This window comes from Algoriphagus sanaruensis, from assembly GCF_001593605.1.
Classification (GTDB): domain Bacteria; phylum Bacteroidota; class Bacteroidia; order Cytophagales; family Cyclobacteriaceae; genus Algoriphagus; species Algoriphagus sanaruensis.
The window spans coordinates 1755743-1769669 of record NZ_CP012836.1 but is presented as its reverse complement, the minus strand read 5'-3'; the positions used below and the strand labels follow the sequence as shown (position 1 = coordinate 1769669).

General features: G+C 42.6%; 12 protein-coding genes. 10 read left to right on the top strand and 2 right to left on the bottom strand.

Features of this window, described 5'->3' with window-relative positions:
• Positions 1–13: 13 nt before the first annotated feature.
• The gene (leuS, locus tag AO498_RS07900) at positions 14–2788 is read left to right on the top strand and encodes a leucine--tRNA ligase (RefSeq protein WP_067550347.1); all 2775 of its coding nucleotides are present in this window, start codon (positions 14–16) and stop codon (positions 2786–2788) included.
• A gap of 87 nt (positions 2789–2875) precedes the next feature.
• Positions 2876–3904 (top strand): glycosyltransferase family 4 protein, encoded by a 1029-nt coding sequence (locus AO498_RS07895; RefSeq protein WP_067545693.1) that lies wholly within the window; start codon positions 2876–2878, stop codon positions 3902–3904.
• Here the strand turns inward: AO498_RS07895 and AO498_RS07890 are convergent.
• The gene (locus AO498_RS07890) at positions 3901–4539 is read right to left on the bottom strand and encodes a Crp/Fnr family transcriptional regulator (protein WP_236778653.1); all 639 of its coding nucleotides are present in this window, start codon (positions 4537–4539) and stop codon (positions 3901–3903) included. The genes AO498_RS07895 and AO498_RS07890 overlap by 4 nt on opposite strands.
• A gap of 297 nt (positions 4540–4836) precedes the next feature.
• Between AO498_RS07890 and AO498_RS07880 the strand changes: the two genes are divergently transcribed.
• From AO498_RS07880 to AO498_RS07860, 5 genes are all read left to right on the top strand, one after another.
• Positions 4837–6231: a cytochrome ubiquinol oxidase subunit I gene (locus AO498_RS07880; protein WP_067545684.1), complete on the top strand. Its 1395-nt coding sequence runs from the start codon at positions 4837–4839 to the stop codon at positions 6229–6231.
• A 3-nt stretch (positions 6232–6234) separates the two neighbouring features.
• Positions 6235–7311, top strand: a complete 1077-nt coding sequence (cydB, locus tag AO498_RS07875) for a cytochrome d ubiquinol oxidase subunit II (RefSeq protein WP_067545681.1) — start codon at positions 6235–6237, stop codon at positions 7309–7311.
• Positions 7312–7388: 77 nt separating this feature from the next.
• A complete protein-coding gene (locus AO498_RS07870) occupies positions 7389–8003 on the top strand; it encodes a DUF2202 domain-containing protein (protein ID WP_067545678.1) in 615 nt (204 codons plus the stop codon).
• 8 nt (positions 8004–8011) lie between these two features.
• A complete protein-coding gene (locus tag AO498_RS07865) occupies positions 8012–8479 on the top strand; it encodes a c-type cytochrome (protein ID WP_082792201.1) in 468 nt (155 codons plus the stop codon).
• A 76-nt stretch (positions 8480–8555) separates the two neighbouring features.
• Positions 8556–9209, top strand: coding sequence for a peroxiredoxin (locus AO498_RS07860; RefSeq protein ID WP_067545672.1), 654 nt, complete (start codon positions 8556–8558; stop codon positions 9207–9209).
• A gap of 389 nt (positions 9210–9598) precedes the next feature.
• Here the strand turns inward: AO498_RS07860 and AO498_RS07850 are convergent, their stop codons facing one another.
• Complete coding sequence (locus AO498_RS07850) at positions 9599–10525, bottom strand: AraC family transcriptional regulator (RefSeq protein ID WP_067545665.1); 927 nt, start codon at positions 10523–10525, stop codon at positions 9599–9601.
• A gap of 169 nt (positions 10526–10694) precedes the next feature.
• Here AO498_RS07850 and AO498_RS07845 point away from each other — a divergent pair, with 169 nt between their 5' ends.
• From AO498_RS07845 to AO498_RS07835, 3 genes are all read left to right on the top strand, one after another.
• Positions 10695–12221 (top strand): aldehyde dehydrogenase family protein, encoded by a 1527-nt coding sequence (locus AO498_RS07845; protein WP_067545662.1) that lies wholly within the window; start codon positions 10695–10697, stop codon positions 12219–12221.
• 78 nt (positions 12222–12299) lie between these two features.
• Positions 12300–12683, top strand: a complete 384-nt coding sequence (locus tag AO498_RS07840) for a DUF779 domain-containing protein (RefSeq protein ID WP_067545658.1) — start codon at positions 12300–12302, stop codon at positions 12681–12683.
• 78 nt (positions 12684–12761) lie between these two features.
• A complete protein-coding gene (locus tag AO498_RS07835) occupies positions 12762–13925 on the top strand; it encodes a dipeptidase (RefSeq protein WP_067545655.1) in 1164 nt (387 codons plus the stop codon).
• The last annotated feature ends 2 nt before the right edge of the window (positions 13926–13927 follow it).

The following is a 13927-nucleotide window of genomic DNA, read 5'->3' as shown; positions in this document are numbered from 1 at the left end:
AAAAATTTCAATCATGGCGGAATACAACTTCAGGGAAATCGAGCAAAAATGGCAAGGCTACTGGAAAGAAAAAGGAACCTTTAAAGCTGAAGTAGACCCTAATCGTCCTAAGTTTTATTCCCTAGATATGTTTCCGTATCCTTCAGGTGCGGGTCTCCATGTCGGCCACCCACTGGGATACATTGCTTCGGATATTGTCTCGAGATTCAAAATGCTAAAGGGCTTCAATGTCCTCCACCCAATGGGTTATGATTCGTTTGGACTTCCGGCAGAGCAGTACGCAATTCAAACAGGCCAACACCCTGCTATCACCACCGAACAAAATATCGCTCGATATACAGAACAACTTAAAAACATCGGGTTCGCCTTCGACTGGGATCGAGAGGTTCGAACTTCTGACCCTTCTTATTACAAGTGGACCCAATGGATTTTTATGCAGCTGTTTAACAGCTATTATGACCTTGATGCGGACAAAGCACTTTCCATTGATTCCTTGGTTGCAAAATTCGAAAAAGAAGGAAATGGAAAGGTAAAGGCGGTTTGCGATGACGACACATCTATTTTCAGCGCAGAAGAATGGAATGCTTTTTCAGAAAAAGAAAAGCAGGAAATGCTGCTCAAATACCGATTGACTTTCTTGGCTGAAACGACGGTAAACTGGTGTCCTGCTTTGGGTACTGTTCTTTCAAATGACGAAGTAAAGGACGGATTTTCCGAAAGAGGTGGTCATCCTGTGGAGCGAAAGAAAATGATGCAGTGGTCCATGCGGATCACGGCTTATGCAGATCGCTTGCTCCAAGGTTTGGAAAAAGTAGACTGGTCCGAACCCATCAAAGAAATGCAGCGCAACTGGATCGGAAAGTCGATCGGCGCTGAAGTTTTGTTTGATGTAAAAGGTTCAGATAAGAAAATCAAAGTCTTTACCACTCGGGTTGATACGATTTTCGGAGTAACCTATTTGGCTTTAGCTCCAGAGTCAGATTTAGCAGCCGAACTGGTCACAGACGATCAGCGGGAAACAGCAGAAGCCTATATCCAAGTCGCCAAAAACCGCTCCGAGCGTGAGCGAATGAGCGATGTGAAGACCATTTCAGGTGCTTTCACGGGATCCTACGCGATCAATCCATTCAACGGAGAGGAAATCCAAATATGGGTGGCTGACTATGTATTAGCTGGGTATGGAACAGGCGCTGTCATGGCCGTACCTGCACACGATGAACGCGACTACAACTTTGCGAAGCACTTTGGTTTAGAAATCCGCCAAGTGATCGAAGGCTCCATGGAAAACGGTTCTTTCCCTGGAAAAGGTGGGTTAATCATTAATTCGGGCTTTATCTCTGGGCTTTATATGAAGGAAGCGATGCAGAAATGCATTGAGTTCCTAGAAGCAAAAGGGATTGGGAAAGGTAAAATCCAGTTCAGAATGCGGGATGCGATTTTTACGCGTCAGCGCTATTGGGGCGAACCGCTTCCTGTATATTTCAAAGACGGCTTGCCTTATTTGATTGAAGAAAAAGATCTTCCTCTAGTCCTTCCCGAAGTTGACAAATATTTGCCTACCGAAGACGGCGAACCTCCACTTGGTCGAGCAAAAGACTGGACTTACAAAACGGCTGACGGTGAGTATCCGTTGGAACTCTCCACCATGCCAGGTTGGGCGGGATCGAGCTGGTATTTCTTCCGTTACATGGATCCGAAAAACGAGGCAGTTTTCGCAGATAAAGACAAAACAGACTATTGGGGTGCTGTGGACTTGTACATCGGTGGTTCTGAGCATGCCACAGGTCACTTGCTCTATTCCCGATTCTGGACCAAGTTTTTGTATGATTTGGGCGTGGTAAGCATCGACGAACCTTTTCAAAAAATGATCAACCAAGGAATGATCCAAGGAAGATCGAATTTTGTGTATCGATTAAAAGGTACCAACACCTTTGTTTCCTTCGGATTAAAAGATCAATACGATACTTCCGCCATGCATGTGGATGTAAATATCGTCCACAACGATCAGCTGAATCTAGAGAAGTTCAAAGCTTGGAGACCAGACCTAGCCGATGCAGAATTTATCCTGGAAGACGGCAAGTACCTCTGTGGATCGGAAGTGGAAAAAATGTCCAAATCCAAGTACAACGTGGTCAATCCAGATGATATCATCGAGCGATACGGTGCGGACACGTTAAGATTGTATGAAATGTTCCTTGGACCATTGGAGCAATTCAAACCTTGGAATACCAATGGCATCGACGGTGTGTATAAGTTCCTAAGGAAGGTTTGGAATCTTTACCATAATGCCGCTGGTGAATTTGCAGTTTCAGATGAAAAAGCCAGCAAAGAAGAACTGAAGGCCCTTCACAAAGCCATCAAAAAGATGGAGGAAGACATGGCCAATTATTCCTTTAATACCTCCGTGTCCAGCTTTATGATCTGCGTGAATGAACTCACCGCCATGAAGTGCAACAAGCGGGACGTATTGGAGCCTTTGGCGGTTTTGATCTCTCCATACGCACCTCATATTGCCGAAGAACTTTGGTCGCTTTTAGGTCATTCAGATTCAATTACCACTGCAAGATTCCCTGAGTTCAAAGAAGAATACTTGGTTGAAAGCAACTTTGAGTATCCAGTCATGATCAATGGTAAGATGCGCGCAAAGTTGGACTTGCCACTTTCTTTATCCGTTCCTGAAATTGAAAATTCAGCTTTAGCCGATGCCACCGTACAAAAATGGCTGGAAGGCAAGGCTCCTAAGAAGGTGATTATTGTACCAGGTAAGATTGTGAATTTGGTGGTATAACCATAGATAATTTCAAAAGAAAAGGGGAAACTAAGTTTCCCCTTTTTCATTTTCTACCTTACTTTCAGGGAATATTTAAAGCACTAAATGATCATTTATACCTTCCCCGTCCGCACCACATTTATCGACCGTGACTTGGAAATGATCAGTCCAGTTGCTGAGATCAAGCCTTTGGAGTTTACCCAAAGCCCGATCAAACTTCCTTTCTTCTTTATCCTCCAGTTTTTTCAGCTACTCTGGTTTCTACCTCGCACCAGCCAATACCTCTGCTTTTTCGGCGGATACCACAGTGTGTTGCCGGTTTGGTTTGCAAAGACGTTTGAAAAAAAATGCACCATCCAAGCAGGAGGCACCGACTGCATCAATATGCCTGAGATCGGCTATGGGAATTTCCGAAAGAAATGGCTGAGAAAAGCGACGGTTTATTCTTTCAAAAATTGCTCAATAATTTTACCTGTGGCCGAGGCTTTAGTCAAGCAGGAATACAGCTTCGACCCGCAAATCAATCCCAAGCAAGGCTTATTAAATCTAATCCCTGGATTAAGGACTCCAATCCAAGTAATTCCAAATGGATTTGATACAGATTTCTGGAAAAACTTAGGAGAAGAGCGTAATACCTTAAGCTTTATCTCGGTAGCAACAGGAACTTCCAATCCTTCCCGCGCTATGGTCAAAGGTTACGACCTAATTGAAAAATTAGCAAAGGACCATCCAAATTGGGAATTTACCTTGGTTGGCGACTCGAACTATGTGTCACCAAATTCGAACGTAAAGGTTTTAGGAAAAATGAATCCTTCCGAACTATTGAAGCTTTACAATTCCCATCAGTTTTACCTTCAACTTTCTACTTCAGAAGGTTTCCCAAATGCACTTGGAGAAGCCATGGCCTCTGGCTGTGTTCCGATTGGCTCCGCTGTCGGGGCAATTCCGGATATTATCGGGGATTCGGGGATTATTTTGACCAAGAAGGATTTGACACTGTTGGAAAGTCAAATTATTTACCTGATGAACCAAAATTTGGCTGATTTTTCAAAAAAGGCCTCTCAACGGATTTTAACTCTTTTCAACTTCGAGGAAAGAAAAAAGGCCCTGTTAAAGGCCTTGACTATTTTTTAATTTACCAACTCAATCTGATTTCGGTTGACCTTTACTCTTCCTCTTTGCTCCAATTTCTTCAATAATCGAGTAATCACTTCCCTACTCGAGTTCAACTCCTGAGCGATTTGCTGATGAGTTCGATGGATCACGTTGCTTTGTGTCGCCGCCGCATTTTTTTCCAAATACTCCAACAGCCGCTCATCCATTTGGTGAAATGCAATTCCATCTACCACTTTAAGCAGTTCTTCGAAGCGATCCTGATAGGTATCCATTACAAAATAATACCAAGACTTGTACTTGGGCATCCACTCGTCCAGTTTGGCGATTGGAACTGCTATCACGATAGTCTCCTCCTCTGGAATCGCTTTGATTTTGGAGTAACCATCCCGAGCTGAACAAATCATGGTTATTGCGCAAGCTTCTCCAGGTCCTAGGTAATACATGAATAGCTCGTGGTCATTTTCATCTTCTCGATAGACTTTTACTTGACCTTGAACGATTAGCGGAATGATTTCCACTTTCTGACCGATATCCATCATCAGTGTATCAGCCTCCAAAAACTCCAACTTTGCACACGAAAGAATCTCCTCCCGAAGGTCCTTTTCAAATTCAGAGAAGTTTACCTCCAAATGCTGTTCGATTTCCTTTTTCATCCAATGGCTCTTCATTAACTTGATAAGGTGACAAGAATCACCTTTTTCTTTTTTTGGTAAAGTACTTTTGAAAATAATTCTTCACAAACTCTTTTTACAAATGATCCAATCCAAAGCTCAACTACTTTTTATCCTTGGTCTAGGACTTATGTTACTTTTCCGAATTTTCACAAAAATCCCCTTCCTCCCGGAAGAAATCGCAGGATTCAGTACCACCAAGCTATTGAAACTAATTTTCGGATTGGTTTTCATCAGCAGCGGTTTTCTCATTTATCGAAAATCAAACCAACCCAAATTATGATCTGGGATGTAGAACTACTCTCGCGTATCCAATTCGCATTTACCATCATGTTTCACTACATCTTTCCTCCCTTCAGTATTGGGTTGGGACTACTTCTGGTGATTTATGAATCGCTTTACCTGATCACCAAGAAAAAGATTTACGAGAAAATCACCCGATTTTGGATCAAGATTTTCGCGGCCAACTTTTCAGTAGGAGTCGCCTCTGGTATTGTAATGGAGTTTGAGTTCGGCACCAATTGGTCCACCTATTCTCGGTTCGTTGGAGATATTTTCGGTTCACCCTTGGCGGCTGAGGGGATATTTGCCTTTTTTCTGGAGTCTGGCTTCTTAGCCATTTTGCTGTTTGGTTGGAATCGGGTCAAGCCCGGTATGCATTTATTCGCTACGATAATGGTGGCCCTGGGCAGTATGCTTTCGGGCTTTTGGATCGTAGTAGCCAACAGCTGGCAGCAGACTCCAGTGGCCTATGAAATCGTGGTGGATTACGGGATTCGCAGGGCGGTGATCACAGACTTCTGGGAAATGGTCTTCAATCCTTCCGCGATGGTCCGGTTTACCCATGTAATCCTGGGAGCTTGGATTCAGGGAGCCTTCTTGGTAATGAGCGTTTCTGCCTACTATTTGATCAAAAAGAAGCATGTGGATTTTGCCCAAAAGTCATTTGCCATTGCCCTGGGCTTGGCAGCCATTGCTTCCTTAGCCCAGCCCTTGGTTGGGCATGAACATGCCAAGGTGGTCAGCGAGTGGCAGCCTGCGAAACTTGCGGCATTCGAAGGACTCTATGAAACCCAAACCAACGCCCCACTTTATCTTATCGGTTGGACTGATCCTGAAACCCGAAAAACAACCGGAATTGCGATACCGGGAATGTTGAGCTTTTTAGTGCACGGAGATTTTGAGGGAGAAGTCAAAGGGCTGGAGGAATTTCCTGAAGAAGATTGGCCTGCTGTAAATGGTGTTTTTCAGAGCTATCACCTGATGGTGGCTTTGGGTATGGTGTTTATCGGGGCTACACTCTTGAGTTTGTTTTTGCTTTGGAGGAAAAAACTTTTTTCTCCCAATTGGTCATGGCTCATGAAACTCTACATTCCGGCAGTTGCCTTGCCAGTGATTGCCAATCAACTCGGTTGGCTTTCAGCAGAGCGAGGGCGACAGCCTTGGATCGTTCAAGGATTATTAAGAACAAGCGAGGGCGTCTCCAAATCAATTTCTGGCCCGGAAGTATTGATCTCTTTAGTCCTGTTTATTTTGGTCTACATTCTTTTATTCTTCGTCTGGTTGTATGTTTTGGATCGAGAGATTAAACACGGCCCCGATCACCTATCCAGTGGAGTAGAAGCCGGTTTTCACAAAAAGTCCGAACGAATGGACATTATCAAACCTCATTAAATCATGGATTTCAACGTTGTCTGGTATATTCTGGTAGGAGTCCTTTTGATCGGCTATGCGATCTTGGATGGATTCGACTTGGGGGTAGGAATTCTTCATTTGCGCAGCAAAGGGGACCATAACCGCAGGATTTTAATGAATGCCATTGGGCCGGTTTGGGATGGAAATGAGGTCTGGCTAATTACAGCGGGCGGAGCTCTCTTTGCAGCCTTCCCGAATGTTTATGCGACGGCATTCTCCAGTTTCTATTTGCCTTTTATGATGTTGCTCATCGCCTTGATTTTCCGAGCAGTCTCGATCGAATTTCGAAGCAAGGAGGCTAATCCCCGCTGGAGAGGCTTTTGGGACAAAGGGTTTTCAATTGGTTCCATAGTGGCCACCCTTCTCTTTGGTATAGCCATTGGAAATGTGGTAATGGGTTTCCCGATAGGAGGCGATATGGAATATCAAGGCAACTTCTTTGACTTGTTGAATCCTTATTCCTTGATGGCCGGCTTTTTTGCTTTGACCATGTTTGCTCTACATGGAGGCATATACCTTAATATGAAAACGGAAGGAGCCCTTCAAAAACGAATCCAGGGCTGGATTAAAGTCAATTACTGGATTTTTGTGGTGTTCTATCTGATCTTCTCTGGATTGACACTATATCTCAAACCAGAAATGATTGCCAATTTCTCATTCGGGAAGATCGACCTTCCCGGCAACAAACACGAACTGGTAGAGAATCATCAGACATTGATTTCTGTTTTTGCCTGGAGCATTGTACTCCTGAATGTATTGGCGATTGCGAATATCCCTCGAATGCTTTCCAAAGGCAGAGAAGGCTGGGCATTTATTTCCTCAGCCAGTATGATTGCGGCGATTGTGATGCTTTTTGCTTTGGGAATTTTCCCCAATCTCATGGTATCCAACCTTGATCCATCTTTCAATCTAGACATTTATAATGCTGCTTCTTCGGGTTACACACTAAAGACGATGGCGGTTTTAGCGGCTTTTGGACTTCCTTTCGTCGCGTCCTACACCATTATAATTTATTGGACCTACCGCGGAAAGGTGAAGCTGGATGAAAGCAGCTATTGAATAGGACTAAGTGAGAAAGATCACTGCACATTAGATAGAATTTTAGGAGTTTCAAGTGTTAATCAAAATCAACTATTATGAAACGCCTCGTGATTCCCTTCGCATTTCTTGTCCTTGCTTTGAGTGGCTGCCAAGAGGAGCAAACTCCTCTGCAAACCATTCAGCTTTCAGAAAATGAGCTTTCTACCTTACTCTTTACCAGGGAGGAAGAAAAACTTGCCCATGACGTATATACCTATGCTTTTGAAAAATATGGCTTAGCTATTTTTCAAAACATTGCTTCCAGCGAATCTCAACACGTCAGCGCCATACTAACTGTTATGAACAGTTATCAAATCGCTGATCCTCTGTCCGGAAGCACCTCCAATGGTGAGTTTACTAACCCCATTCTACAGAGACTTTACCAAGATCTAATCCATCGAGTGGATGGATCACTTGGAGAGGCTATCCAAGTGGGGCTACTTATTGAGGATATGGACATATTCGATTTGGAAAAAGCCATGAGCGAAACTTCAAATACCCAAATCATCAATGTCTACTCCAGTTTAAAATGTGGCTCTGAAAATCACCTCCGATCATTCAATAATCAGGCAATAGTAGCTGGAGTAGAATATACCCCGGAGTACATATCTCAGGATCAATATTCAAGCATCATTTCCTCGGCAAGGTCTTCATGCCAGATCCCTAACTAAAAGAAGTCATGATTTCAATTTTAATCCCTGTATTATCTCTCCTAAGCATTGGGATGGAAATATCCGATAACTCTGTAATAACTCGTCCATCCCAACTGAATACCTCAAATGAGCAAATCAGTTCTGGATTGGAATTGCTGGAACGCAACTGCTACCTCTGTCACAACCCAAAATCAAAGTCCCATGACGAGATAATCGCGCCTCCACTTTGGGGGGTGAAGAAGCATTACCTTGAAGCGTTTCCGGATGAAAAAGAATTCAAATCAGCGATGCTCAGCTTTATTCTAAACCCCAAAGAAGAAACTGCTGTAATGAAGGGACCAATCAAAAGGTTTGGACTAATGCCAAAACCAGCTGTTAGCGAAGAGGATTTGAAAAAAATCATTGCCTATATCTATGAGAATGAACTCGAAAATCCAGCATGGCACATAGAGAAAGACAATCAAGAAAAAGGCAAAGGACACGGTCTGCGGTGACCTAGGTCACGATCTGATGACCAGGTCATCGGTAGATTTGTTCTATGAATTTCAAAAAACAACAATAATCATACACATGGAAACTACAACACTAACTATGCCACGTATCGGTGATCTTGCTCCGGATTTTGAAGCAATGACCACTACCGGAAAAATCAAATTTTCGGATTACATCAAAGGAAAATGGACGATTCTGTTTTCTCACCCCGCTGACTTTACTCCGGTGTGCACCACCGAAATGAGCGGTTTTGCACTGGATCAAAAATTCTTTGATGAACATGACACCAACCTGATCGGATTGAGTATTGATTCGATCCACGCGCATATCGCTTGGGTCAACAATGTGAAAAAGAACACAGGAGTCCTTTTCGAATTTCCAATTATTGCTGACATCGATATGAGTGTATCCAAACTCTACGGAATGCTTCAGCCTGGTGAAAGTGAAACTGCTGCTGTAAGGGCCGTATTCTTCATTGATCCTATCGGAAAAATCAGACTTATGATGTATTACCCACTGAATGTGGGACGGAATATGGAGGAAATAAAACGAGCGCTGATTGCTCTTCAAACAGCCGATAAATACAAGGTGGCTCTTCCCCTAAACTGGACTCCTGGGGAAAAGGCAATCGTACCACCTCCAAAAACAGTAAGCGAAATGATCGAGCGAGAAGCTAGCGATTATGAAATGGTAGATTTCTATTTGGCAAAGAAAGAATTGCCAATGAATTAATGATTTTGGATTAAAGGGTTAATTAGATGGGAAAGCCTTCTCGAAATTTTCGGGAAGGTTTTTTTGTTTTTGAACCTAAAAACAGAATCTTCTGAATTTCAGGATTTCAAGAAATAAAAAACCGGTTTTTCCACTTTTTACATTTTTCAACCGAAAATGATCGAATTTTTAAACCGGTTTTTAAACTTTTGACAAAAATCAATTTCAAGAAGAGCAAAAAAAAGGGAGCCTTTTTGAAAATGGCTCCCAAGTCAGGGTTTATTGTTAATGGATTAAAACCATATAAACTTTGGCAAAGTGCTGGGTTGAGCGATAATTCTGTTTGCAAAAGTTTCTTAAACGTATTAAAAGCAAATAAATAATCAAAATTTCAGTAAAAAATTTCTCGATTATTTTTTCAAACCCAATTGATAAGACTTGGGGGTAACTCCATATTCTTGCTTAAATGCACGGATGAAATACGTGATATTATTAAATCCAGCCATATGACACACTTCCTGAATCTGAAACCCACCGATCAGTAAATATTGTCGAGCCAACTTTAATCGTTCCTTAAGTACATACTCCATCGGAGTCAATCCCAACTCGAGTTTAAAGGTCCGTAAAAAATGCGCTTTACTCATGCAAGCTTGGGAAGCCAACTCTTCAAGCTGGATATTTTCCCGGATATTATCTTTGATAAAATTTACCACATGCCCCAATCGGTTGGAAGAGGAAAGCTCCTTATAGGTTTTTTCGAGCATATCACGAGCTTGGGTTTGAGTAAGTCTGATCAAAAGCTCCTTCAATGCCAATGAAGCAATCAAATCTTTTTCGCGAGAGCGCTCCTTCACACCAATTCGAATAAATCGGTTTATAATTTCTGAAAGATCTTGGGTATTGATCAGATGAAAATACGAGAGATCCAAGCCCCATTCCTGGGTTAAAACCCTAGAGGAAAATCGTTCATTTAACAAGTTAAAGGTGTTTTCGATCATTTCTTTCGAAATCGAAAGTGCAATGCATTGAGTGGGATTATCCCATTCAGCTTCTGGAAAATCGATTTTCATCACCTCATTAGGCGGAACGATTACGGATTCGCCAGGGAGATAATCAAAGCCTGGACTATTAAAAAGATGCATTACCTTTTTCCCCTTCAACATGGTGGTCAGCACCAAATCCCCAAACACCAAATTTACTTGCTCGGCAGATTGATGGGTTTCAAAAATATTAAGCTCACAGTTATCCAAAGTATAGGTGGTTTTGTTTTCCACCAAAGTCTTCAGATCGTTTGGATTCCTCCAGGGAACCCCAGAGATAAAGGTATTTTGGGCCATGAATTATTTTCTTTTCGAAGGAGGCTGGGTTTATTTCGACAAAAAGTAGGAAGTAATTTTAATTAAAAACCTGAGAAAAGTCACTTTAGGTAGATTTAATGTGCATGTAGGTTCATTTTTTCGAAGGAATAGTTGGGAATTTTGAAAAACACCAAAATAAACCTACACTATGCAAACACTCACGTATTCCGAAGCCAAACCGGTAGACAGACCATTAATCAAAGAAAGATACGACCACTTTATAGGTGGACAATGGGTTGCTCCTTCCTCTGGAGAATATTTTGAAAACATTTCACCTATTGACGGCAAAGTGTTCGCACATGCTGCAAGAGGAAATAAGGAAGATATCGAAAAAGCCTTGGATGCCGCTCATGCCGCATTTCCAAGTTGGTCCAAAACCGCAGCTGCAGAGCGCAGTAGAATCTTGCTCAAAATTGCCGACATCATTGAGGACAATCTAGAGTTATTGGCTCGGGTAGAAACCTTAGACAATGGAAAAGCTATCCGAGAAACTCGTGCTGCCGATCTCCCACTTTGCGTGGATCATTTCCGTTATTTCGCTGGGGTAATCCGAGCTGACGAAAGCTCCATGTCTGAACACGACGAAACCACAGTCAGCATCAACCTACATGAACCATTAGGCGTGGTTGGACAAATCATCCCTTGGAACTTCCCACTTTTGATGGCTACTTGGAAAATTGCTCCTGCCTTGGCAGCTGGATGCTGCACAGTGGTGAAACCTGCTGAGCAAACCCCAACCAGTATCATGGTATTGATGGATTTAATCGGAGACATTGTCCCTCCTGGAGTAATCAACGTGGTTTCTGGATTTGGACTAGAAGCTGGAAAGCCACTAGCCACTTCTACTCGAGTAGCAAAAGTTGCCTTTACAGGAGAGACTACTACAGGTCGATTGATCATGCAATATGCCTCTGAAAATTTGATCCCTGTCACGATGGAATTGGGCGGTAAATCCCCTAACATATTCATGAAGTCTGTGGCGGATGCTGATGATGAATTTTTCGATAAAGCAGTAGAAGGAGCTGTAATGTTTGCACTTAATCAGGGCGAAGTATGTACCTGTCCTTCAAGAATCCTGGTTCACGAAGACATCTACGACAAGTTTATGGAACGGGTCATTGCTCGAACTAAAGCCATCAAACTAGGACATCCAATGGCGGAGGACACCATGATGGGTGCTCAGGCTTCCAATGATCAGTATGAAAAAATTCTTTCTTACATCGAAATTGGAAAACAAGAAGGCGCAGAAGTTCTGACTGGTGGAGCCAAAACAGGCTTAAACTCTGGATTAGAAAATGGGTATTACATCCAGCCGACCATTTTGAAAGGCCATAACAAAATGCGTGTTTTCCAAGAGGAGATCTTTGGACCTGTAACCTGTGTTACCACATTCAAGACAACCGAAGAAGCAATCGCAATTGCAAACGACACCATGTATGGATTAGGTGCAGGCCTTTGGTCAAGAGATGCCCATGAATTATATCAAATCCCAAGAGCAATTCAGGCAGGACGAGTTTGGGTAAATTGCTATCATGCTTACCCTGCTCATGCACCTTTTGGGGGGTATAAAAAATCCGGCTTCGGTCGCGAAACCCACTTGATGATGCTTAATCACTATCGTCAAACCAAAAACATGCTGATTTCTTACAGCAAAGAGAAACTAGGATTCTTCTAAAAAGCAGGGTTTATTGAATGAAGGGCAGGAGCATTCTTCTGCCTTTCCTTTTTTTCTAACCATTTTAAGCATCACCCCATGATCCAACGAGTGCTAATTACCAAAGAAGCTCAAAAAGTAGTAGACACGTTACGAACACGATTTGGTTCGGAATTAATGTTCCACCAAAGTGGAGGATGTTGTGATGGATCGGCTCCAATGTGCTTTGAAAAAGGAGACTTCAAAGTCGGGGCACAGGACATCTGGCTGGGTCAGGTATATGGATGCGACTTTTTTATGAGTCGAGATCAATTTGAATATTGGAAACACACACAACTCACACTCGATGTGACTCCGGGAAGAGGGAGTAGCTTTTCAATTGAAATCCCAATGGGAATTCGATTTATCATTCGTTCCCGGCTTTTTTCCATGGAAGAATACAATGACTTACCCCCTGTAAAAACTGGCGAGGATTTCTCCTAAAATTACCCCACCACAAATTCTGATACGAACACCCATTTCGTTTCAATTTTCCTATATTCATAAGCAATTCCCCAGCTTATGAAAAAAATTATAGTGGCCTTGGTAGTGCTTTTCATTTTGTATTTAATCGGGATCAATACGGTTCCTCAATACATCGAGTCTGAGCGCAATCCAGTCAAAACTCCTGCACCTTATACTGTCTCAGCAGAAGCCCAAGCCTTATATAATCGCTTGGATTTTATCTCTGACTTACATTGCGATGCGCTTCTATGGGGAAGAAGTTTGAATGAACGAGGGGATAGAGGCCATGTAGATTTCCCTCGAATGCGAGAAGCTAATGTCTCCCTCGAAATGTTCACCATTGTTTCTAAATCACCGGCTGGGCAGAATATGAAAAGCAATAGTGAGGATGCTTTTGACAATATCACCCCCTTGACTATTGCTAAAGGAGAAAGCCCATGGAACTGGTTTAGCTTGATCAATCGAACCCTTAGTCAAGGTGAAGCCTTAGCACAATATGTAGAAAAAGAGCAGGGAAATGCGATTTTCATCAAGACCAAAGCAGATCTAGAACGACTCTTAGCGGAAAGGAAAACAAATCCAAAGGTGATCGGCGCTATGTTGGGAATCGAAGGAGGACATGCGCTAGAAGGAAATTTAGAAAATCTCGAAAAAGTCTATGAAGCCGGAATTAGAATGATTGGACCTACTCATTTTTTTGACAATGAATTTGGAGGCTCAGCACATGGTGAAAATGGAGCGGGACTTTCGGAATTTGGAAAAGAAGCCGTGAGAAAGATGAATGAAATGGGGATTTTTATTGATCTAGCCCACTCCTCTCCTGCCATTGTAGAAGATGTGCTCAACCTTACTTCCAAACCGGCAATGGTTTCGCATACAGGCGTTAGGGCTGTTTTGGATTCTCAACGAAACCTAAGCGACGAACAAATTCAACGAATTGCGGCTAATGGGGGAATTATCGGAATTGCATTTTTTGATATGGCGGTGGGTGAACCAGAGCTCCCCAATATCATTGCTTCGATCAAACATGTCCGTGATTTGGTAGGAATTGAATATATCGCATTGGGATCAGACTACGATGGATCGGTCGCAGTTCCTTTCGACATTACCGGACTTCCGCTCATTGTAGAAGGACTGATGCAAGCAGGCTTTACCGAAGATGAAATTAGAGCCGTCATGGGCGAAAATGTCAAGAACTTTTTTCTCAAAAATCTAAACTAATC

Bases quoted from the DNA above. Each gene is read 5' to 3' on its own strand.
- AO498_RS07835 (WP_067545655.1), top strand. From the start codon at position 12,762: ATGAAAAAAATTATAGTGGCCTTGGTAGTGCTTTTCATTTTGTATTTA.
- AO498_RS07865 (WP_082792201.1), top strand. From the start codon at position 8,012: ATGATTTCAATTTTAATCCCTGTATTATCTCTCCTAAGCATTGGGATG.
- AO498_RS07860 (WP_067545672.1), top strand. From the start codon at position 8,556: ATGGAAACTACAACACTAACTATGCCACGTATCGGTGATCTTGCTCCG.
- AO498_RS07895 (WP_067545693.1), top strand. From the start codon at position 2,876: ATGATCATTTATACCTTCCCCGTCCGCACCACATTTATCGACCGTGAC.
- cydB (WP_067545681.1), top strand. From the start codon at position 6,235: ATGGATTTCAACGTTGTCTGGTATATTCTGGTAGGAGTCCTTTTGATC.
- AO498_RS07845 (WP_067545662.1), top strand. From the start codon at position 10,695: ATGCAAACACTCACGTATTCCGAAGCCAAACCGGTAGACAGACCATTA.
- AO498_RS07870 (WP_067545678.1), top strand. From the start codon at position 7,389: ATGAAACGCCTCGTGATTCCCTTCGCATTTCTTGTCCTTGCTTTGAGT.
- AO498_RS07840 (WP_067545658.1), top strand. From the start codon at position 12,300: ATGATCCAACGAGTGCTAATTACCAAAGAAGCTCAAAAAGTAGTAGAC.
- AO498_RS07880 (WP_067545684.1), top strand. From the start codon at position 4,837: ATGATCTGGGATGTAGAACTACTCTCGCGTATCCAATTCGCATTTACC.
- AO498_RS07890 (WP_236778653.1), bottom strand. From the start codon at position 4,539: ATGAAAAAGGAAATCGAACAGCATTTGGAGGTAAACTTCTCTGAATTT.
- AO498_RS07850 (WP_067545665.1), bottom strand. From the start codon at position 10,525: ATGGCCCAAAATACCTTTATCTCTGGGGTTCCCTGGAGGAATCCAAAC.
- leuS (WP_067550347.1), top strand. From the start codon at position 14: ATGGCGGAATACAACTTCAGGGAAATCGAGCAAAAATGGCAAGGCTAC.